This window comes from Variovorax boronicumulans, from assembly GCF_030812215.1.
GTDB classification, from domain to species: Bacteria; Pseudomonadota; Gammaproteobacteria; order Burkholderiales; family Burkholderiaceae_C; genus Variovorax; species Variovorax boronicumulans_C.
This window is the reverse complement of the sequence record NZ_JAUSSG010000010.1, coordinates 316,700-336,572: the sequence shown is the minus strand read 5'-3', so window position 1 is coordinate 336,572 and position 19,873 is coordinate 316,700. Positions and strand designations below refer to the sequence as shown.

17 protein-coding genes and 2 tRNA genes are annotated in these 19,873 nt (G+C 64.8%); 8 read left to right on the top strand and 11 right to left on the bottom strand.

Annotated features, from left to right (window positions below):
• Positions 1 to 21: 21 nt before the first annotated feature.
• The 5 genes from J2W23_RS25765 to J2W23_RS25745 are packed head-to-tail and all read right to left on the bottom strand — an operon-like array spanning position 22 to position 6,225.
• A complete protein-coding gene (locus tag J2W23_RS25765) occupies positions 22 to 1,092 on the bottom strand; it encodes a CobW family GTP-binding protein (RefSeq protein WP_176657004.1) in 1,071 nt (356 codons plus the stop codon).
• A gap of 2 nt (positions 1,093 to 1,094) precedes the next feature.
• On the bottom strand, positions 1,095 to 1,463 hold the full coding sequence (locus J2W23_RS25760) for a hypothetical protein (protein ID WP_176657005.1): 369 nt from the start codon (positions 1,461 to 1,463) through the stop codon (positions 1,095 to 1,097).
• An 8-nt stretch (positions 1,464 to 1,471) separates the two neighbouring features.
• Complete coding sequence (locus J2W23_RS25755) at positions 1,472 to 3,259, bottom strand: hydantoinase B/oxoprolinase family protein (RefSeq protein ID WP_176657006.1); 1,788 nt, start codon at positions 3,257 to 3,259, stop codon at positions 1,472 to 1,474.
• Positions 3,256 to 5,358, bottom strand: a complete 2,103-nt coding sequence (locus tag J2W23_RS25750; protein ID WP_307650756.1) for a hydantoinase/oxoprolinase family protein — start codon at positions 5,356 to 5,358, stop codon at positions 3,256 to 3,258. Before J2W23_RS25750 ends, J2W23_RS25755 begins: the two co-directional genes overlap by 4 nt.
• 15 nt (positions 5,359 to 5,373) lie before the next feature.
• Positions 5,374 to 6,225: a fumarylacetoacetate hydrolase family protein gene (locus tag J2W23_RS25745; RefSeq protein WP_307650755.1), complete on the bottom strand. Its 852-nt coding sequence runs from the start codon at positions 6,223 to 6,225 to the stop codon at positions 5,374 to 5,376.
• Between the two features lie 155 nt (positions 6,226 to 6,380).
• Here J2W23_RS25745 and J2W23_RS25740 point away from each other — a divergent pair, with 155 nt between their 5' ends.
• The 4 genes from J2W23_RS25740 (at position 6,381) to J2W23_RS25725 (ending at position 9,934) form a co-directional block, all read left to right on the top strand.
• Complete coding sequence (locus J2W23_RS25740; RefSeq protein WP_307650754.1) at positions 6,381 to 7,310, top strand: LysR family transcriptional regulator; 930 nt, start codon at positions 6,381 to 6,383, stop codon at positions 7,308 to 7,310.
• A gap of 425 nt (positions 7,311 to 7,735) precedes the next feature.
• The gene (locus tag J2W23_RS25735; protein WP_176657010.1) at positions 7,736 to 8,035 is read left to right on the top strand and encodes a helix-turn-helix domain-containing protein; all 300 of its coding nucleotides are present in this window, start codon (positions 7,736 to 7,738) and stop codon (positions 8,033 to 8,035) included.
• Entirely contained in the window at positions 8,035 to 9,366 is a 1,332-nt protein-coding gene (locus J2W23_RS25730) for a HipA domain-containing protein (RefSeq protein WP_307650753.1), read from the top strand. Before J2W23_RS25735 ends, J2W23_RS25730 begins: the two co-directional genes overlap by 1 nt.
• A 154-nt stretch (positions 9,367 to 9,520) precedes the next feature.
• Complete coding sequence (locus J2W23_RS25725; RefSeq protein ID WP_307650752.1) at positions 9,521 to 9,934, top strand: PaaI family thioesterase; 414 nt, start codon at positions 9,521 to 9,523, stop codon at positions 9,932 to 9,934.
• Between the two features lie 240 nt (positions 9,935 to 10,174).
• Here the strand turns inward: J2W23_RS25725 and J2W23_RS25720 are convergent.
• From J2W23_RS25720 to J2W23_RS25700, 5 genes are all read right to left on the bottom strand, one after another.
• A tRNA-Arg gene (locus tag J2W23_RS25720) sits at positions 10,175 to 10,251 on the bottom strand.
• Between the two features lie 47 nt (positions 10,252 to 10,298).
• Positions 10,299 to 10,375, bottom strand: a tRNA-Pro gene (locus tag J2W23_RS25715).
• A 47-nt stretch (positions 10,376 to 10,422) separates the two neighbouring features.
• On the bottom strand, positions 10,423 to 11,127 hold the full coding sequence (locus J2W23_RS25710) for a glutathione binding-like protein (RefSeq protein WP_176657031.1): 705 nt from the start codon (positions 11,125 to 11,127) through the stop codon (positions 10,423 to 10,425).
• A 103-nt stretch (positions 11,128 to 11,230) separates the two neighbouring features.
• The gene (locus tag J2W23_RS25705) at positions 11,231 to 11,494 is read right to left on the bottom strand and encodes a UBP-type zinc finger domain-containing protein (protein ID WP_176657032.1); all 264 of its coding nucleotides are present in this window, start codon (positions 11,492 to 11,494) and stop codon (positions 11,231 to 11,233) included.
• A 41-nt stretch (positions 11,495 to 11,535) separates the two neighbouring features.
• On the bottom strand, positions 11,536 to 13,215 hold the full coding sequence (locus J2W23_RS25700; protein ID WP_176657033.1) for an FAD-dependent oxidoreductase: 1,680 nt from the start codon (positions 13,213 to 13,215) through the stop codon (positions 11,536 to 11,538).
• Positions 13,216 to 13,352: 137 nt separating this feature from the next.
• Here J2W23_RS25700 and J2W23_RS25695 point away from each other — a divergent pair, with 137 nt between their 5' ends.
• The 3 genes from J2W23_RS25695 to J2W23_RS25685 are packed head-to-tail and all read left to right on the top strand — an operon-like array spanning position 13,353 to position 17,042.
• Entirely contained in the window at positions 13,353 to 14,243 is an 891-nt protein-coding gene (locus J2W23_RS25695; protein ID WP_176657034.1) for a GNAT family N-acetyltransferase, read from the top strand.
• Positions 14,240 to 16,561 (top strand): polyphosphate kinase 1, encoded by a 2,322-nt coding sequence (gene ppk1 / locus J2W23_RS25690; protein ID WP_373423984.1) that lies wholly within the window; start codon positions 14,240 to 14,242, stop codon positions 16,559 to 16,561. Before J2W23_RS25695 ends, ppk1 begins: the two co-directional genes overlap by 4 nt.
• 19 nt (positions 16,562 to 16,580) lie before the next feature.
• Entirely contained in the window at positions 16,581 to 17,042 is a 462-nt protein-coding gene (locus J2W23_RS25685) for a SixA phosphatase family protein (RefSeq protein WP_176657664.1), read from the top strand.
• A 1-nt stretch (position 17,043) separates the two neighbouring features.
• On the opposite strand, the gene J2W23_RS25680 is transcribed toward J2W23_RS25685, so the two are convergent.
• Positions 17,044 to 18,564 (bottom strand): Ppx/GppA phosphatase family protein, encoded by a 1,521-nt coding sequence (locus J2W23_RS25680; protein ID WP_307650750.1) that lies wholly within the window; start codon positions 18,562 to 18,564, stop codon positions 17,044 to 17,046.
• Between the two features lie 256 nt (positions 18,565 to 18,820).
• Here J2W23_RS25680 and pstS point away from each other — a divergent pair, with 256 nt between their 5' ends.
• Positions 18,821 to 19,855, top strand: a complete 1,035-nt coding sequence (gene pstS / locus J2W23_RS25675; RefSeq protein ID WP_176657037.1) for a phosphate ABC transporter substrate-binding protein PstS — start codon at positions 18,821 to 18,823, stop codon at positions 19,853 to 19,855.
• Positions 19,856 to 19,873: the final 18 nt, after the last annotated feature.

Here is a 19,873-nt window from a genome sequence, read left to right as displayed (position 1 = left end):
TTTGAGTGATGGAGGATCTGATCAGGGCGGCGCGCGAGTGGGCCTGGGTCCGTCTCGCCGGATGTGTCGGCGCACCATCACGTCCAGCGTCTCGTCCAGAGACTCCGCATCGACGCCGCGGGTAATGAAGACGATCCGCGTGCGCCGATCCGGCCCCGGCCAGGCCGACAGAGATTCCGGCGGCGCAAAGAGGTGCTGCACACCGTGGATGACCATGGGGCGATCGGGCTCTTCGGCAAGCTGCACCAGCCCCTTGACGCGCAACAGGTCCTCCCCGCGCATCGCGATGACCATGTCCAGCCAGGCGGAGAACGCGACGCGTGGCAACGCAACATCGCGGATCACCACGAAGGACGAGATGCCGTCGCGGTGCTGTATGGCAGGTTGCGCGGCCTCCATCGCCGATCTGTAGAACGGCGCTTCGCTCACATCCACATCGATGCCCGCGGGCATGTGAACGAGATGGGAGAGCAACCGAAGCTGTTCCTCGCGGCCGGCATGCCACGGCGCTGCGGCATTGATGCCACGCACACGTTCGAGCAGTGCCGTCGAAGGCACTGCGCCTTCCAGCAAATCGGTCTTCGTGAGGAACAGATCGTCTGCCACGGCGATCTGCCGAACCGATTCCGGGTGACGGTCCAGTGTCCCCATGGCCAGTACTGCATCGACGGTGCACACCAGCCGACCCAGTGCGAATCGCGTGCGGATACCGGCGTCGCCCATCAGCGTGCGAATGATCGGCCCGGGATCGGCCAGGCCGCTGGTTTCGATCAGCACATGGCGCAATGGGCGATCCGTTCGCGTGGCGAGCCGGTTCAACGCGTCCACGAGATCCCCGCGCACAGCACAACACAGACAGCCGTTGGCGAGCAGCACGGTGTCGTCGTGCGCCTGTGCAATCAGGTCATGGTCGATCCCCACTTCGCCGAACTCATTGACGATGACGGCGACACCATCGAGCTCGGGCTCGCGCAGCAACTCGTTCAGCAGCGTGGTCTTGCCGCTTCCGAGGAAACCCGTGAGCACGGTCACCGGCACCCGGACACCGGTCACCAAGGGCTCGGCCAGCAAGGAGGAGAAATGGCCACTCATGCTCAGTCCCGCGTCTTGGGTCCGTGCAGCTCTGCGAACGAGCGCAAGGTCTTCTCCAACTTGGGCAGCAGCCAATCGGCCACTGTCACCGAGAGCTGGTCGTTGCGAGCGACCTCCAGAATCTGGCGCAACGGTTGCGATGGCATCCCGGTCTTCTGCAGGTCGCCGAAGAAGTCGACGACTTCCGTGATGCCCGATCGCAAGCCGACGTCTTCGAGATAGCCGACGATGTCCAGTTCGAAGTCATCGAGCCGGAGACTGATGCCGCTTGTGCCGCAAGCACAGGCTCCACCCAGCGCCACATGGAGCATGGACAGTTCGCTCCACAGCGAAAGCAGACGGTCGGCGCGTTGCGAGACCTCGTCGGCCATGGCTGCGATCACTGACCGTCCCAGGCGACCGCAGGCGACGAGCTGCTCTCGGCTTTCCCGGAAGCGCGGCGCAGAGCCTGCGTGGCGTTCTCGTCCACCTCGCCAAGCGAATCCAGCGCCACGCGGTAGACCTCGCGTGCAACTTCCGCGCTCACATAGCCCTCGCGCACGTCCTCGGCCACCAGATCGACGTCTCGCTCCAGCGGATTGCCAAAGCCGCCGCCGCCGCCCGACAGCATCTTGTAGGCATCCCCGCGCTCCAGCCGCACGTTGAAGATCTTCGCGTTCAGGTGGTCGGACTTCCACTCGCCCTTGTGGCGCACCGCCAGACCGTTGCCCATGGCGTCGCCACCGCCTTCCAACCCCCACGGCTTGCAATGCACCCTGTCGATGCGCGTGGTGACGGTGAAAGGCGATAGCGCCTGCACCACCATCTCCGCACCCAGCCCGCCGCGGTACTTGCCGGCACCGGCGCTGTCCTTGCGGATTTCGTACTTCTCCACCAGCACCGGGTACTTGGCTTCCAACTGCTCGGTCGGGCTGTTGTGCGTGTCGCCATCGTTGATGCAGACGGTGACCGAGACGCCGTCCTCGCTGCTCTTGGCACCCCAGCCGCCGCCCAGCGGGCCAATGCCCACGATGAACAGCCGTCCGTCCTCCGGCGAGATGCCGTGAATATTGGGGAACACCAGGTCGGCATGGTGGCCGGCAATGGAGCGGTCGGGAATGGCCGGTGCGAGCGCCTTGAAGATGGTGTCGATCACCGTCATCGGGAACGTCATCCACACCCGCATCGGGTATGGCCGCTCGGCGCTGATCACCGTGCCCATCGGCATGATGACCTTGAGCGATCGGAAGCTGCCGTCGTTGACGGGATAGTCGGTGGGCGTGGTCAGGCACTTGTAGGCCACCTGCGCACAGGCGATGCCAGTGGTGAACCCGGAGTTGTAGAAGCCGCGCACCTGCTTGCTGACGTCCGACAGGTCTACCGTCATCTCGTCGCCCGTGACAGTCACCTTGACGCGAATGGGAATGCGCTTGCCGATCTCCAAGCCATCGTCGTCCATGAAGGACTCGGCCTCGTAGACACCGTCTGGAATCGACAGCGTGTTCTTGCGCGCCACCGCTTCAGAGGAATCCATGATCTGGCGGATCGAACCATTCACCGCCTCGGCGCCGTAGCGCTGCAGCAACTCGACGTAGCGGCGCTCGCCGGTGGTGATGGCCGTGATCTGCGCGCGCAGGTCGCCCAGGGCGCGCTCGGCCAGCCGCACATTCATCGCGATGATGTCGATCAGGTCCTGGTTGACCACGCCCTGGCGTTGGTACTTCAGGATGGGGATCTGAATCCCCTCGCTGAAGATGTCGGTGGTCACGTTGCCCAGCGTGCCGCCCACGTCCAGCCAGTGCGCCATGCAACAGGTAAAGCCTTCCAGCTTGCCCTCGTGGAATATCGGCATCGTGAACGTGAAGTGGTTCAGGTGGCTGCCGGTGGTGTACGCGTCGTTGGTGACGAGGATGTCGCCCGGCAGGATGTTCTCGTAGCCGAAGTGCCTGATCTTCGCCTTGACCGTCTCGGACATGCCGCGGATGAACATCGGCAGGCCCAGACCGATCGAGACGGTGTCGCCCTCCTTGGTGAAAAGGCCGACCGTGAAGTCCAGCGCCTCGTAGATGATGAGGTTGTAGGCGGTACGCGTGAGGTTGGTCTTCATCTCCTCCGTCACCGCGTACAGGCCGTTGCGGATGATCTCGACGGTGACCGGGTCGATCGACTTGCTATGCAGGTTGCTCATGTCCTGTCGCTCCCTATGGAAATTTGAAGGTTGCCCAGTTCGTCGACGCGCAACTCATCGCCCGGCTGCACCACGGTGGTGGAGGCGTGCTCCTCGATCAACGCCGGTCCTGCCACAACGTTGCCCGAGAGCAGGAGGTCGCGCTTGTAGACCGGCGTGTCCGCCCATCCGCTCGAACGGAAGTACACCGGCTTGATGATGCGCAGCGCAGCCTTCTCTGGCTGCGGAGAGCCCGCGTCGACGCTGTGCTTTGGTGGCTTTTTCATGGTGCCCAGCACTGTGACGCGCAGGCTCACCAGGTCAGCAGGTTCTTTCGGCGCAGAGGTGCCGTAGCGCACCTTGTGAAGTTCGTCGAACTGGCGCTTGATCGCCGAGCGGTCCTTGCTCTCGAAGAAGGTCATCGGGAGGTCGACGGTGACTGCGTGCTCCTGCCCGACATACCGCATGTCTGCGGCGCGCTCGATGACGACCCCATCTGCCTTGACACCGGACTGCGCCAGCGCGGCGCGACCCTCGTCCTCCATCCCCTGATAGAGCGATTCGATCTCTTCGAACGATACGTCGTTGAGCTTGCGGAATACCGAGCGCACATAGTCGTAGCGCAGGTCGGAGAACAGCATGCCGTAGGCCGAGAAGTAGCCCGGCGCAAAAGGGATGAGCACCTTGCGGATGCCGATCTCGCGCGCGATGGCCGAGGCGTGCAGCGGACCCGCACCGCCGTAGACCACCATCGTGAAGCTGCCGGCATCGAGACCGCGCTCGGTGGTCACGGCCTTCACGGCATGCGACATCTGCGTCACGGCGATGCGAAGGATGCCGTCGGCCGCCTCCGTTGGAGCCAGCCCCAGCGGCCCGGCGACGCGCTCGTGCATCTGGCGTTCGCAGCCGGCCATGTCGAGCTTGAGCTCGCCACCCAGGAAGTGGTCGGCATCGAGTCGGCCCAGCAGCAGGTTGGCATCCGTCACAGTGGGCTCGGTGCCGCCGCGACCGTAGGCGACCGGCCCCGGGATCGAGCCGGCGCTTTGCGGGCCGACGCGCAGCGCGCTGCCGGTCTCGATGCGTGCAATGCTGCCGCCGCCGGTGCCCACTTCGTGGATGTCCATCATCGGGATCTGGATCGGCAGCGCGCGCTCGTAGCCGCCAATCAAGGCCGAACCCGTCGTCAGGGGGCGCCCCTCGCTGATCACGCCGGCCTTCGCCGTCGTTCCGCCCATGTCGAAGGCAATTGCATCCCCCATGCCGAGCTGGGCGCAGATGGCCTGCGCACCGATGACGCCGGCCGCCGGGCCCGACTCCAGCATGCGCACGCAGTCGCGCCGGGCGTGCTCGCTGGGAAAGAGCCCCCCAGTGGACTGCACGACATAGAAGTCGCCGTCGAACCCGCCCTTGGCCAGGTGCTTCTCCAACTCGCCGAGGTAGGCCGATACACGGGGCCCGACGTAGGCATTGGCCACGACGGTGGAGACACGCTCGAACTCCCGGTATTCCTGCGAGAGTTCGTGCGAGGCAGTCACGAATGCGCCCGGCAGTTCTTCCTGCAGGATCTGCTTGACGCGCTGCTCGTGCGCCGGGTTGCGATAGGAGTGCAGCAGCAGCACGGCCACCGCCTCGATGCCCTGTCCGCGCAGCTCGCGCGCCAGCTCGCGCACGGCCGCCTCGTCCAGCGGCTTGTGCGTGCTGCCGTCAGCGCGCAGCCGCTCCGCAACCTCGAAACGCAAGGAGCGCTTGACCAGCGGCGTGTGCTTGTTGAAAAAGAGGTTGTACGCGTCCGGGCGATTGACGCGGCCGATCTCGTAGATGTCGCGGAACCCTTCGGTGATCAGCAGAGCGGTCTTGGCACCGTTGCGTTCGAGCAGCGTGTTGATCGCGATGGTCGAGCCATGCAGAAAAAGATTGCCGTTGTGCACGTCGATGTCGGCGCTGTCCAGCGTGCGCTGGATGCCGTCCACGAGTTGCCCGTGCGTGGACAGCGCCTTGCCGAACAGGAGCTTGCCGGAAGCTTCGTCGAAGGCGGCCATGTCGGTGAACGTGCCGCCGATGTCGACGGCGATGCGCAGCTTGGCGCCAGTGAGAGCTACCGCCTGAGTTTTGTTTGCCATGGTGATTGCGCGTGGTCAGGCTGCGGTAGCGATGCGGTTTCGCAGAACGCCGAGGCCGGTGATTTCAACCTCGACCACATCGCCGTCCGTCATGTACACGGGAGGTGTGCGGCGGTCGCCCACGCCACCGGGTGTGCCGGTCGCAATCACGTCGCCAGGGGACAGCGGCGTGAAGCGCGAGATGTATTCGATCAACACGGGGATGGTGAAAATCAGGTCGGCAAGCGATGCCTTCTGCATCACCTCGCCGTTGAGCCGTGTCTCGAGTGTCAGCGCGTTGACATCCGGTACTTCGTCGGCGGTCACGAGCCAAGGGCCCAACGGACCGGTTCCGGGGAAGTTCTTGCCCGGCGTCCACTGATGCGTGTGGCGCTGCCAATCGCGCACGGTGACGTCGTTGAAGCATGCGTATCCGGCAACATGGTCGAAGGCCTGCGCCTGAGAGATCTCGCGCCCCCCTTTGCCGATGACGACGGCAAGCTCGCCCTCCCAATCGAAGCGCTCCGAGAAAGAAGGGCGACGTACGACATCCCCGTTCGCGGCCAGTGAATCCGCGAAGCGGACGAACAAAGCGGGATATGCGCTGTCGTCGCGCTTGGTTTCGGCGACGTGGGTCTTGTAGTTCAGGCCGACGCAGATGAACTTCTGCGGGGTAGGCAGAACCGGCAGAGCCTGCGTCGCTGCGGCTTGCACCGATAGGCCGCTGCTGGCCGCGGCCTGTTCAAGCTCGCGTTGTGCGTTGGCGCGGAGTACCGCTGCGAGGTCCGGATAACGGTGGAGAAAGTCTGCCGGAGGCTGCAAGTAGCGGTCGGCCTGCACCACGCCGTAGGTGGCCTGCCCGTCATGTTTGAAGCTGGCTAGTTTCAAGGGTGTCTCCTTGGATAGAACTCTGTGGGTTGGGAAGAGGAAGTGCGTTGTGTGAACGCGTGGACCAAATGTAGAAATCGGCGGGCCATCCGCCTAGATAGAATCCAAAGGTTTCAGACTTGCCAATTTAGGCATGGCTCATGAGGGAAATCCCTATGAACATCGCAAGCGTCAAACTCTTCCTCGAGGTGGTGGAGGCCGGCAGCCTCAGTAAGGTGGCTGCACGCCGCCAGACGGTGCAATCGCACGTCAGTCGCCAGATCAGTGAGTTCGAAGCGGCATTGGGTGGCCCGCTCTTTCGCCGCACAGGCCGGGGTGTGGCCCTGACCGAACTGGGCGCACGGGCTGTCGTGCGACTGCGCTCATGGCTTCAGGAAACGGAACGCCTTACGGAGGAACTGCGCACGGAGTCCGGCAAGCTGCTCGGCGAAGTCCGGATGGGCATCATTCCTTCGGCTGCACATCCATTGGTGACCCGGTTGTTCGAGCGGCTGCACTCGGAGCATCCGGGTATTCGTCTCAACATTGCCGAATCTCAAGGCATTGAACTCGACACGATGCTGGACACCGGCGTCGTCGACATGGCGATCCTCTTTCGCTTCAACCGCCCGAGTGGCCGCGAGGAGAAGTTGCTGAGCGTTGCGCATACGTACTTGGTCTCCGCTCCTGGCGATGAGATCACGCGAGAGGCCACGGTGAACTTCTCTCGTCTGTCAGGACTGAAGCTGGTTCTTCCCCGACGACCCAGCCATTGGCGCGAGGCACTTGACGAGGCCGCGCGCAGCCTGGGCTTCAAGCTCGCGTCTGTCGCTGAGGCGGACTCGTTGACGGTGCAGAAAGAACTCGTGGCTCAGACGCCAGGCCTGTACTCGGTGCTCGGCCCATACTCGATAACCGCAGAACTGCAGAGTGGCCGTCTGCAAGCCAGCAAGCTGGTGAAGCCTGATCTTCTCCGACACGTCACCTTGGCTTTTCCGAAGCAAGGCAAGCTCTCACCGGCGTGCCGCGTTGTCGCAGAAATTGTTCAGCAATTGGTTGAGTCCTGGGGCAATGAACTCACCGAGCCAGCAGACGAGGTCGAATAGGGCGCCCGCAATGTCCAGACCTTCGCGGCTTCATCAGTCGCATATACCTTCCCCTGCGAACAATCAAGTCCGAGTTGGAGAAAGTTGACGCACCGAAAGATCTTGTCTAACACCGAAGGGGAGGCATCGGTTTCGCGCTGGCAAGCCTTATTGACGACACGACAGATTTCGCTGCAGATGGCGAAACGGGAGCTTGGCAGCAAGGGCTCGCTGAAGACGGTCAAGGCACTGGTGGGGATCGGATAGCGCAGGAAAATGCTCGAAGGAGATCTTCACGCCCGCGTGATACTTGTCATTCGCGCGAGATCTGTTTCGCTATACCGAAACAAATGCCTGTAGCAACGCGGATAGCGGATTGTTTCGGTATATCGAAACTAATGGTAAATTTCGATTTTTGCGCTATAGTTTCGGAAAATCGGAACTATATGGCCCGCACGCTTCCTGAATTCCAGCAGAACCTGAGTCCAGCCGCTGCTTCACTCGAGCAACTTGGCAAGCTCGTGCGAAATCGACGCGCCCAGTCGCGCATGCGCATCGACGACGCAGCTTCCCTCAGTGGAGTTTCCAGCGACTTGCTTTCGCGTCTGGAGAACGGCAAGCCGGTGACCGCGGACAAGCTCATGCTCGTGCTGGAGAGCCTGGGCCTTCGCATGCTCGTCGTGCCCAAGACCGACATTCCCGTCCTAGAAGCAGCGCTTGACCGGCCGGCGAGCGAGGGTCGATGATGAAAGGGTACATCCTGGGCGTCTACACGGGAGCCGTGCGCGTCGGCACGCTGGGCTATGACCCGGCTCAGGATGCCTTCCGCTTTGACTATGACGTTGCTTGGCGGGCGTTGCCAAGCCGGTATCCGCTCTCGCCATATTTGCCCTTGGAGGGGGGCGCGGCGCCGCAGGCCATCCGCCGTTTCCTGGAGAACCTGCTCCCTGAAGGCGAGGCACTGGTTGTGGCAGCCAGCGATGCTCGAGTGGCGCGCAACAACGTCTTCGGGCTTCTTCGCCACCTCGGACATGAGACTGCTGGCGCGCTGAGCTTTATCGCTGCCGGCCAAGTGCCGGGCGAGCAGGAGCCACTGCGCCGGCACCTGCCGTTCGAAGAACTGCAGGCACGGATCGACAACCGTGCGAACGAACCCTTCAATCGGTGGGACGGCAAAGTACGCATGTCCATCGCGGGGCACCAGGACAAGCTTCTGGTGGCCATCGAAGAAGACCAACTGTTCCTGGTCGACGGGGTGCTGTCGTCTACGCACATCCTCAAACCGGAGCCTGTGCGCGAGGAAGCAAGGTGCATGGTGGCCAACGAGCATTTCTGCATGCAGTTGACCAACCGCATCAGCATGCGGCGCTGGAAGGCGCCTGGTGCCGCGCGCGTGAGCATCCTGCGGGTGCCGTCGCCGGTCTTGAGCATCGAGCGATTCGACCGCCGCAGGACGCCGGACGGTGTCGAGCGGTTGCACATCATTGATGGGTGTCAGGCGCTGGATCTGTCGGTGAGTGCAAAGTACGAGCGCAACTTGGGGGATCAACCGGAGGTGCGGCACATTCGCGATGGCGCCAGTTTCGAAAAGCTCGGCACACTCAGGTCCGGGTTTGTCGAACCGGCGCTGGGGATGCAGCGCCTAGTCCTTTGGGCGGTCGCGACCCTGCTCTTCGGCAACAGCGATTCGCACGGCAAGAACATCTCGTTCTTCGTCGACCGCGCAGGGCTCACGCCGACGCCGCTGTATGACCTGGTGAGCGTCGTGCAGTACGCGGCGTTCCATCACGACCTGGCGATGGCATTCGGGGATGAGTTCGAGCTGGAAGCAGTGCGCTCGTTCGCGCTTGCAGACTTCTGCGTGCGCATGGGCGTTGAACGCAGGTATTTCGCACGCGAGCTGACGCGACTCTGTGAGTTCGCACTTCAAGAGGCGCCCGCGCAGGCGGCGGACCCCGTGTACATGGGAGAGGAAGTCGCGTTCGTGCAGGGCCTTGCTCAGTTCGTGGCCAGCCGAGCGCAGGCCTTGTTGGCCATGGCGCGCGATATCCCGAGATTCACTGCGGACAACTTCTAGTCGTCAACGTCGCAAGACCAGAGCAGCCGCTCCTTGCGGCAATGCCATAGAGCAGCTGCAGCCCCAGGGCGGGGGATGAACCGCAAGAACGAAGGCGAAAGACCGCCCGGCTTCAGATGAGAATGGCCGCTGATTTCATCAGCGGACGATTTCAATGAACGACGATCTAGAAGCACGTATTCGCTCTGGCCAAGCATTGGCCGAATCGATGGGCAACTTCCACGTGACGGGGTGGTCGCCAGAGCGCAAGACGCTCCGGGCCGCCTTCACGGTAAGACGCGAGTATTGCCATACGAACGGCACCATCGCCCAGGGCGGATTCATCACCGCCTGGCTCGATGCCGCCATGGCCCATGCCGTGATGCACGACTCGGAGCATCTGCAGACTGTCTTCAGTCTCGAAATCAAGGTGAGCTTCTATGAAAAGGTCGGCCCGGGTGAGGGGTGGGTCGAAGGGCGGGTGATCAAGCGTGGCAAGCGCATTGCGTTCCTCGAAGCTGCGCTCTACAACCCGGAGGGCAAGCTGGCCGCCGAGGCATCCTCAACCGGAATACTGGCCAGCCTCTAGTTGCGTTGGCGCCGACACCCTTGTGCTTTACGTGCCTCACGAATGTGTCGGTCAATGGCATGGTGATCTCCGTGCTGTCGGTACCTGGATTCAGGCCACGTGCAGGTACCTGAAGAAGTACCGACAAATTACGAAGATTCGATGCTACGGCCCGACATCGCGAGAGGCAAAGAAAAACCCGCCACCCCCTGTGAGAAGTGCGAGTTCTGAGGCAGCGTGAAGCTGCATGAAATGGGTGATTGGCCTGCCCGGAGGGGATCGAACCCCCGACAACCTGCTTAGAAGGCAGGTGCTCTATCCAACTGAGCTACGGGCAGATTCCGGGCCGGACAGAAGCAAAAACGAAAACACTGAAAAGAAAACTTGGTCGGGGCGAAAGGATTCGAACCTTCGACCCTCTGGTCCCAAACCAGATGCGCTACCAGGCTGCGCTACACCCCGACAAGCCTTCTATTCTAGCCCGGATATTGACCGGGTCTTGAGCTTTCTCAGCGTTTCTCGTATTGAGTCTTGCCGAAAAGAACCTGGCGCTCCTTGTCGCCGGTGAGCGGCTGGCGCAGATCGGCCAGCACTTTCACGCCGCGCTGCACGGCCGGGCGCGCGGCGATGCCGTCGAACCAGGCCTTCAGGTGCGGGAAGTCGGTGAGGGTGATGCCCTGGTTTTCCCAGCTGCGCAGCCACGGGAAGATGGCGATGTCGGCAATCGAATAGCTCTTGCCGGCGATGAACTTGTTCTTCGACAGCTGCTTGTCGATCACGCCGTAGAGGCGCCGCGCCTCGTTCGTGTAGCGGTCGATCGCATAGGCGATCTTCTCGGGCGCGTACAGGCGGAAGTGGTGCGCCTGGCCAAGCATGGGGCCGACGCCGCCCATCTGGAACATGAGCCACTGCAGCACGTCGTAGCGTTCGCGGTCGCCGGTGGGCAGGAACTTGCCGGTCTTGCCCGCGAGGTAGACGAGGATCGCGCCCGACTCGAACAGCGAGATCGGCTTGCCGTCCGGACCGTCGGGGTCGGTGATGGCGGGGATCTTGTTGTTGGGGCTGATCTGCAGGAACTCGGGCGCGAACTGGTCGCCCTTGCCGATGTTCACCGGGTGCGCACGGTAGGGCAGGCCGCACTCCTCCAACATGATGTGAATCTTGTGGCCGTTGGGCGTGGGCCAGGAATAGACCTCGATGGGCGATGCGGGCATGTCTCGGGCTCCGGGAAGGAAGGGATGTGACGGGAGGGCCGCAGCTTATACGTGCGATTCCAAACCCGTGCCGGCGCGGGAATTCGCCTTGCGGCAGTGCGCGTCAGCCCACCTGCAGCCGGTGCGTGTTGCACCACATCCAGTCTTCGCCGGGCTCCAGCGACTGAATGACCGGATGTCCCTCGGCCTGCGAATGCCGCGTGGCATGCCGGTTCTTCGACGAGTCGCAGCAGCCCACGTGGCCGCAGTGCACGCACAGGCGCAGATGCACCCAGGTGTCGCCGGTCTTCAGACAGTCTTCGCAGCCGCGCTGGGTGTGGGGTTGCGCGATGGTGGCGGGCACGTGGTCGCAGGCTTTGATGGGCACCGAAGAACTCCTTGATATCTGGTTGAGTGAGATTGAGGGGGTCAGGCCACGGCTGTCGACTGCGACAGGTGCTGGTGAATCAGCGCCACCGCCGCCGCACCTTCGCCGATCGCGCCGCCCACGCGCTTGACCGAACCCGAGCGCACGTCGCCCACGGCGAAAACGCCGGGCACGCTGGATTCGAGCGCCGTGGCTGGCCGCGCTGGAAAGCCGCTGCTCGCCGCCGCGCCGGTCAGCACGAAGCCGTGCTTGTCGACCGCGACGGCGCAGCCTTCGAGCCACGACGTCTCGGGCTCGGCGCCGACGAACAGGAAGATGTTGCGCGCCGCGCAGTCGTGCTCGTTGCCGCTCGTGTGGCAGCGCCATGTTGCGCCCGTGAGGCCTTCGTCGGAGCTGCCATGCAGGCGCACGAGTTCGGTGTGGGGCTGCAACTCGATGTTGGGCGTGGCCTCGATGCGGTCGATGAGATAGCGCGACATGCTCGCCGCCAGCGATGGTCCGCGCACCAGCACGTTGACCTTGGCCGCATGACGCGAGAGGAACACGGCCGCCTGGCCCGCCGAGTTGCCGCCGCCGACCAGCGCCACTTCCTGCTGCGAGCAGATCTTCGCTTCGATGGCCGAGGCCCAGTACCAGATGCCGCGGCCTTCGAATTCGGCCAGGCGTGGAACGTCGGGGCGCCGGTAGCGGGCGCCGCTCGCGATGACCACCGTGCGCGCGTGGATCGTGCGGCCGTCGGCCAGCGCGATTCCGAGGCTCTCGTGTTCGTTCTCGCGCGAGCAGTCCAGCGACGTGACCTTCGCCGGAATCAGCATCTCGACACCGAACTTCTGGGCCTGCACGAAGGCCCGCCCCGCGAGCGCCTGGCCCGAGATGCCGGTCGGAAAACCCAGGTAGTTCTCGATGCGTGCGCTGGCGCCGGCCTGGCCGCCGAAGGCGCGGCAGTCGAGCACGATCACGCGCAGGCCTTCGGAGGCGGCGTACACGGCGGTGGCGAGGCCGGCCGGCCCCGCGCCGACCACGGCCACGTCGAACAGCTCGTTGTGCTCGACGGTATCGACCATGCCGAGGCAGCGTGCCAACGCGTCCTCGGCCGGGTTCACCAGCACCGAGCCGTCGGGGCACACGGCCAGCAACTGGCAGGTGCCATATTGTTCGAGCAGCGCAGCGGCGTCGGGGTCTTCGGCCGCATCGACCAGGTGATAGGGATAGCCGTTGCGCCGCAGGAAGTTTTCGAGGCGCGCCATGTCGGCCGACTGCGGCTTGCCGATCAGCACCGGCCCGCTCGCGCCGGATTCGATCAGTGCCACGCGCCGCAGGATCAGCGCGCGGGTGATGCGCTCGCCCAGATCGGCTTCGGCCACCAGCAATGCGCGCAGTTGCTGGGGCGATACGAGCAGCGCCTCCACGTCTTCGTCGGCATGTCCGTCGACCAGGGCAGGGCGGCCGCTCAACTGGCCGACTTCGGCCAGAAATTCGCCCGGGCCCTGCCGCACGATCGGCACCACGCGCCCGAGCCCGTCGCGCTGTGTGACAGCGACCACGCCCTTGAGCAGCACGAACATGCCGGGGCCGGTTTCTCCGGCGGTAAAAAGCCGCTCGCCGCGCGCGAATTGCTGCACGCTGCCGAAGCGCGCGATGCGCGCAATCTCGGTGTCATTGAGGACGGGAAAGGTCTGGTGAAAGCGGCTGCTGTCGGTGCCGTTTGCTGCGGTGGCCATGTGTTCCAAGCTCCATGTCGCGAATCCATCGCATTAGACGACGAAGTGTGCCTGTAACACCGTCATGCGCATGCAATCTTCCTGACACGCCGGCTTCATCGCAGGTGCGGAGACTCCCTCGGCAGAAAGGGTTCCCCATGAAAGAACTGCCCAACCCGACGTTTCCGCTTTCGCAGATCGGGCTGCGCGCGGCCTTGTGGCCTGCGCCCACGGTCGTCGCTGCCGCCGGTGCTTCCACCACGGCCCGTGTGTCGGTGCCGCAGGCACCCGCCGTCATTCTTCCCCCGCCTGTCGAAGCCAAACAGGGCATCACGGTCGGCTGGGCCCGCCATCTCGACGACGTGCGCGCCGCGCAGCGCCTGCGCTACGACGTGTTCGTCGGCGAAATGGGCGCCCGCGTCTCCTCGCCGCTGGCCGGCCACGACATCGACCTGTTCGACGATTTCTGCGAGCACCTGCTGGTGCGCGACGAGCTCACCAACCAGGTCATCGGCACTTACCGCGTGTTGACGCCGGCGCAGGCGCGCCGCGTCGGCAGCACCTACAGCGACACCGAATTCGACCTGACCCGCCTGCGCGACCTGCGCGAGCGCATGGTCGAACTGGGCCGCAGCTGCGTGCACCCCGAACACCGCCAGGGCGGCGTGATCCTCGCCCTGTGGGGCGCGCTGGCCGGCTTCATGCACCGCAACAAGCTGGACACCATGATCGGCTGCGCGAGCATTCCGATGTCGCACAACGGTGTGACGAATGGTGACGCGGCGGCCAGCATCTGGCGGCAGGTCTCGGCCAGCCACATGGCGCCGATCCAGTACCAGGTGCAGCCGCGGCTGCCGCTGCCGGTCGAACGGCTGGACAGCACGCTCGACGTGGAACCGCCCGCACTCATCAAGGGTTACCTGCGCCTGGGCGCCAAGGTGCTGGGCGCACCGGCCTGGGATCCGGACTTCAACGCCGCCGACCTGCCGATGCTGATGCGCATCGACGACCTGCCGGCGCGCTACCGCAAGCACTTTCTCGGCGCATGAAACCGGCGGCTGTCCGTCCTGACGACGGGCCGTCCGCCCTCCCTCCGGGCATGATGGAGCCGCACAGGGCTGGGGATGCTGCGTCACGCGAGCGTCATTCAACTGTCACAAATGACATCGACACTGTCATATTTCCGCCTACGTCTGCTCCCGTGCCGCTTGCTCCAGAATCAGTGTCCATGTCACCAGCCTCCGCAGACCGGTCGCCCGCCGTCGCGGCACCTGCCTTCTCCCTGCTCGACCGGGATCACAGCATCCTGTCGTTCAACGAGCGCGTGCTCGACTGGGCCCATCGGCCCGAGGTTCCGCTGATCGAGCGGCTGCGCTACCTGTGCATCGTGTCTTCCAACCTCGACGAGTTCTTCGAGGTCCGTGCCGCGCCGCACCTGATCGCCGGCAGCGCCGGCGACCAGAAGGGCACCTACACCGTCGATTCGTTCGAGCAGCTGGCCGAGGCGGCGCACAAGCTGGTGGCACGCCAGTACGCGCTGTACAACGACGAGCTGATGCCGACCTTCGCGACGCACGGCATCCACATCATTTCCCATGGCGAGCGCAATCCCGCGCAGCGCAAATGGGTGAGCGAGTATTTCGAGCGCGAGGTGCGCCCGCTGCTGATTCCCGTCGGGCTGGACCCGGCGCACCCCTTCCCGCAGGTGGCCAACAAGTCGCTCAACTTCATCGTGCGGCTGGGCGGCAAGGACGCCTTCGGGCGCGAGAACCCGATCCAGATCGTCAAGCTGCCGCGCGTGCTGCCGCGGCTGATCCGCATGCCTGCCAAGGTGTCGGACGGCAAGACGCTGTTCGTGGCGCTGTCGAGCGTGGTGCGGGCCCATCTGTCGAGCATGTTCCCGGGCCGCGAGGTGGGCGACTTCTCGCAGTTCCGCGTTACGCGGCACTCCGACTTGGCGGTGGACGAGGAAGACGTCAAGAACCTGCGTACCGCGCTGCGCCAGGGCCTGCAGCACCGCCACTACGGTCAGGCCGTGCGCCTGGAGGTGTCGGCCAGCTGCGCCGAATCGCTCGCGAGCTTCCTGCTGGCGCAGTTCAACCTGCCGCCCGAATCGCTGTACCGGGTGCACGGGCCGGTGAACCTGGCCCGTCTCACGCAGCTGATCGACCTCATCGACGAGCCGCAACTGCGCTTTCCGCCGTATTCGGCGTCGTATCCCGTCACGCTGTCACCCGCCCAGTCGTTCTTCGAGCGACTGCAGCGCGGTGATGTGCTGATCCACCAGCCCTTCGAGAGCTTCGACGGCGTGCTCGCCTTCCTGCGCGAAGCGGTGCTCGACCCGCAGGTGCTGGCCATCAAGCAGACCATCTACCGCACCGGCGCCGATTCGGAGCTGATGGACCTGCTGCGCGAGGCCGTGCGCCGCGGCAAGGAAGTCACCGTGGTGGTGGAGCTCAAGGCGCGCTTCGACGAAGAGGCCAACATCAACTGGGCCGAAATGCTGGAGTCGATCGGCGCGCAGGTGGTGTACGGCGTGGTGGGTCTCAAGACCCACGCCAAGATGCTGCTGGTGACGCGCCGCGAGGGCAAGCAGCTGCGCCGCTACGGCCATCTTTCCACCGGCAACTACAACCCGCGCACCGCGCGCCTGTACACCGACATCAGCCATCTCACGGCCGATCCGCTGCTCACGGCCGACATGGAGGCCGTGTTCGTCCACCTGGCGAGCCAGAGCCGCCTGCCCAAGCTCAACCGCATGTGGCTCGCGCCCTTCGACCTGCACAAGAACCTGGTCGCGCAGATCGATGCGCTGGGCCTGGCGGCATCGAACGGCGAGCCGACGCGCATCGTCGCCAAGATGAACGCGCTGACCGACGACGCACTGATTGCCGCGCTGATCCTCGCGGGGCAGAAGGGCGTGAAGATCGACCTCATCGTGCGCGGCGCCTGCACGCTGCCGGCGCAGGTGCCGGGGCTCACCGACAACATCCGCGTGCGCTCGGTGATCGGGCGCTTCCTGGAGCATTCGCGGGTCTTCTATTTCCGCAATGGCGAGGACGAGTCGCTCTATCTCTCGAGCGCCGACTGGATGAACCGCAACATGATGCGGCGCATCGAGCTGGCCTGGCCCGTGACCGACCCGGGCCTGCGCCAGCGCCTGATCGACGAATGCCTGGTGGCCTACCTGCACGACGGCCGCGACGCCTGGGACCTGGGCGGCGACGGCATCTACGCGCGCGTCGACCGCGACACGCACCCGGGCGAAGAGGGCGCATCGCGCGCCATCGAGGCCCACGGTGCCCAGACCGCGCTCATGAACCGCTATGCATCGCGAGGGCATCATGGCGATGCATCCAGCAACTGAAGACCGAAAGACGATGACCATGGACTTGATCTTCTGGCGCCACGCCGAAGCCGAGGACTGGACCGAGGGTTGCGACGACATGCAGCGCTCGCTCACCGCACGTGGCGAAAAGCAGGCCAAGCGCATGGCCAGCTGGCTCGACCGGCAACTGCCCGACGGCACCCGCATCATCTGCAGCCCCGCGCGGCGCTGCGAGCAGACCGCCTTGGCGCTGGGCCGCAAGTACAAGCTGCGCAACGAGTTGGCACCCGACACCACGGCCGATGCGCTGCTGGGCGCGGCCGGCTGGCCCAACGGCAAGTCGGTGGTGCTGATGATCGGCCACCAGCCCTCGGTGGGGCAGGCGATCTCGCTCCTGCTGGGCCTCAAGCAGGACAGCTGCCCGGTGCGCAAGGGTGCGCTGTGGTGGATTCGCACCCGCGAGCGCGACGGCGACGTGCAGACCGTCGTGGTGACGGTGCAGTCGCCCGAGCTCCTTTAAGTCAAACGCCGCTCAGTTCCACGCGCCAGTTGCTGGTCTTTTGCCAGGCCAGCACTTCCTCGCGCAGAAGGTGCGCCGACTGCGGATAGGCCTCGGCCCAATCCGGTGCGCACACGATGGTGAACGCCCGTGCGCCCAGCGCCGCGAGGTGCAGCGCCTGCGGATCGGGGTCGCGCCGCGCGTGGCAGAGGATCACCGCCAGCCGAAGCGCCAGCAGTTGCATCACGAAGGTCTCGTCGTCGAGCGAGGCCTCGAGCTTGCGCAGCTTGCCGCGCTGTCCCAGCACCAGTTGGCCGAGCGCATGCAGTTCGTTCACCGCGAAGCCGGGCGCGTCGGTGTTGTCCAGGATGTAGGCGCCGTGCTTGTGATAGTCGCTGTGCGACACCAGCGCGCCGATCTCGTGCAGTTGCGCGGCCCATCCGAGCTTGCGCAATGCGCGGCCAGCGCGGTTGGAGGTGCTGCCGCCGCGCGCGGCGGGGGCGAGCTGAACAAACAGAGAAGCGGCGGCATCGCCCACCCGCCTGGCCTGTGCGGCATCGACCGCGAAGCGCGTGGCGAGCCGCGCCACCGTGGCGGTGCGCATGTCGGCGACGCTCTCGTCGCGCTCCAGCAGTTCGTAGAGCACACCGTGGCGCAGCGCGCCCTGGGCGACTTTCATTTCTTCGATGCCGAGCAGATCGAACACCGCCCGCAGCACGCTCACGCCGCCGCCGATCACGGCCTTGCGGTCTTCGCGCATGCCGTCGATGCGCAGCTTGTCGGCGCTGCCGGCCTTGAGCAGGCGGTCCAGCAGCCAGTCCAGGCCCTCGCGGGTGACGAGGCCAGGCTCGGCGCCGGCCGCGGCCAGCACGTCTCCGACCGCGCCGATGGTGCCCGAGGCGCCGTACGCCACGTCCCACTGGTCACGGGTGTAGCTGCCGAGCGCGTCATCGAGCACCGCCTTGGCGGCCACTTCGGCGGCGCGGAAGGCGGCGGGGGTGAACTGGCCTTCGGCGAAGTGCTTCATCGACCAGGCGACGCTGCCCACGCGGTACGACTCCATCAGCTCGGCCTGGAGCGAGCGGCCGATGATCATTTCGGTGGAGCGCCCGCCGATGTCGACCACCAGCCTGCGTTCGCTGTCCGAGGCGTCGGTGTGCGGGAGCATGTGCGCCACGCCCTGGTAGATAAGACGGGCTTCTTCCCGGCCGGGGATCACGTCGATGCCGAAACCCAGGATGGTGCGTGCGCGCAGCAAGAATTCTTCGCGGTTGCGCGCTTCGCGCAGCGTCTGCGTGGCGACGGCGCGCACCTGCGAGCGCTTGAAGCCGGCCAGCCGCTCGCCGAAACGCGCCAGCGCATCCCAGCCGCGCTGCATGGCTTCGGTCGTGAGGTTGCGGGCGCTGTCCAGGCCATTGCCCTGGCGCACTGTTTCCTTCAGGTACTCGGTGCGGTGGATCTGGCCGTGGTCGACCTGTCCGATTTCGAGCCTGAAGCTGTTGGAGCCGAGATCGACTGCCGCGAGGCGGGTGCCGTTTTGCATGTAGTTCTGGTGAAGAGGGCGGTGTTGTCTTTGATCGTAGCGCCGTGGCAGGCGCACCGCGTCCCGAATCGCTCAGTGGCGAGGTCGGGAAGGCTAGGCGCGGTGCATGACGGTTGTGTGACAGCGTCACACGTCCCGAAGGGGAAACACCGGCATTTTCCCTCGACAGCGGGGTGTCATATTGATGTCACACAAGCTTTCTAGAGTCCGTCCCAAGCCCGAAAGGGACTACTTCTTACTTCTAAAAGGAAGCTTCATGAAAACGACGTTCAAATTTGCAACCGCCGGTCTCGTGGCCGCGCTGTTCTCCATTCCCGCCCTCGCACAAGACGTGACCGGTGCCGGCGCCAGCTTCCCCGCACCGCTGTATGCCAAGTGGGCTTCGGACTTCAACAAGGCCACCGGCGTCAAGATCAACTACCAGTCGGTCGGTTCGGGCGCTGGCTTGAAGCAGATCGAAGCCAAGACCGTCGATTTCGGTGCCTCGGACGCTCCCCTGAAGGACGACGAACTCCAGGCCAAGGGCCTGATGCAGTTCCCTACCGTCATCGGCGGCGTGATCCCCGTGGTGAACATCACCGGCATCAAGCCGGGCGAGCTGAAGCTCAACGGCCAGGTCCTGGGTGACATCTACCTGGGCAAGATCACCAAGTGGAACGACCCCGCCATCAAGGCGCTGAACGGTTCGCTCGCCCTGCCTGACGCCGCCATCGCCCCGGTTCGCCGCGCCGACGGTTCGGGCACCAGCTTCCTGTTCACCAACTACCTGAGCAAGGTCAATGCAGAGTGGAAGTCGAAGGTCGGCGAAGGCACGGCCGTGAACTGGCCCACCGGCGCGGGCGGCAAGGGCAACGAAGGCGTCGCCGCTTTCGTGAACCGCCTGCCCAACTCGATCGGCTACGTCGAGTACGCCTACGTCAAGCAGAACAAGATGACCTATGCCCAGCTGCAGAACGCCGCCGGCAACTTCGTCTCGCCCGACGACAGCGCCTTCAAGGCCGCCGCCGCCGCTGCCGACTGGAACAAGAGCTTCTACCAGGTGCTGACCAACCAGGCCGACAAGGGCGCATGGCCCATCACCGGCGCCACCTTCATCCTGCTGCACAAGGTGCAGGACAAGCCCGCCAACGCGACCACCGTGCTCAAGTTCTTCGACTGGGCCTACAAGGGTGGCGACAAGACCGCCGACGACCTCGACTACGTGCCGATGCCCGACGCTGTGAAGGCCACCATCGCCAAGTCGTGGGGTGAAGTGAAGGACGCATCGGGCAAGCCCGTCGCGTTCAAGTAAGCAACCCACCCACCAGTC

Excerpts from the sequence above, each read along its gene's own strand:
- pstS (WP_176657037.1), top strand. The coding sequence starts at position 18,821 with ATGAAAACGACGTTCAAATTTGCAACCGCCGGTCTCGTGGCCGCGCTG.
- J2W23_RS25735 (WP_176657010.1), top strand. The coding sequence starts at position 7,736 with ATGGCCCGCACGCTTCCTGAATTCCAGCAGAACCTGAGTCCAGCCGCT.
- J2W23_RS25750 (WP_307650756.1), bottom strand. The coding sequence starts at position 5,358 with ATGGCAAACAAAACTCAGGCGGTAGCTCTCACTGGCGCCAAGCTGCGC.
- J2W23_RS25695 (WP_176657034.1), top strand. The coding sequence starts at position 13,353 with ATGAAAGAACTGCCCAACCCGACGTTTCCGCTTTCGCAGATCGGGCTG.
- J2W23_RS25725 (WP_307650752.1), top strand. The coding sequence starts at position 9,521 with ATGAACGACGATCTAGAAGCACGTATTCGCTCTGGCCAAGCATTGGCC.
- J2W23_RS25700 (WP_176657033.1), bottom strand. The coding sequence starts at position 13,215 with ATGGCCACCGCAGCAAACGGCACCGACAGCAGCCGCTTTCACCAGACC.
- J2W23_RS25685 (WP_176657664.1), top strand. The coding sequence starts at position 16,581 with ATGGACTTGATCTTCTGGCGCCACGCCGAAGCCGAGGACTGGACCGAG.
- J2W23_RS25760 (WP_176657005.1), bottom strand. The coding sequence starts at position 1,463 with ATGGCCGACGAGGTCTCGCAACGCGCCGACCGTCTGCTTTCGCTGTGG.
- ppk1 (WP_373423984.1), top strand. The coding sequence starts at position 14,240 with ATGAAACCGGCGGCTGTCCGTCCTGACGACGGGCCGTCCGCCCTCCCT.
- J2W23_RS25755 (WP_176657006.1), bottom strand. The coding sequence starts at position 3,259 with ATGAGCAACCTGCATAGCAAGTCGATCGACCCGGTCACCGTCGAGATC.
- J2W23_RS25765 (WP_176657004.1), bottom strand. The coding sequence starts at position 1,092 with ATGAGTGGCCATTTCTCCTCCTTGCTGGCCGAGCCCTTGGTGACCGGT.
- J2W23_RS25710 (WP_176657031.1), bottom strand. The coding sequence starts at position 11,127 with ATGCCCGCATCGCCCATCGAGGTCTATTCCTGGCCCACGCCCAACGGC.
- J2W23_RS25680 (WP_307650750.1), bottom strand. The coding sequence starts at position 18,564 with ATGCAAAACGGCACCCGCCTCGCGGCAGTCGATCTCGGCTCCAACAGC.
- J2W23_RS25730 (WP_307650753.1), top strand. The coding sequence starts at position 8,035 with ATGAAAGGGTACATCCTGGGCGTCTACACGGGAGCCGTGCGCGTCGGC.
- J2W23_RS25740 (WP_307650754.1), top strand. The coding sequence starts at position 6,381 with ATGAACATCGCAAGCGTCAAACTCTTCCTCGAGGTGGTGGAGGCCGGC.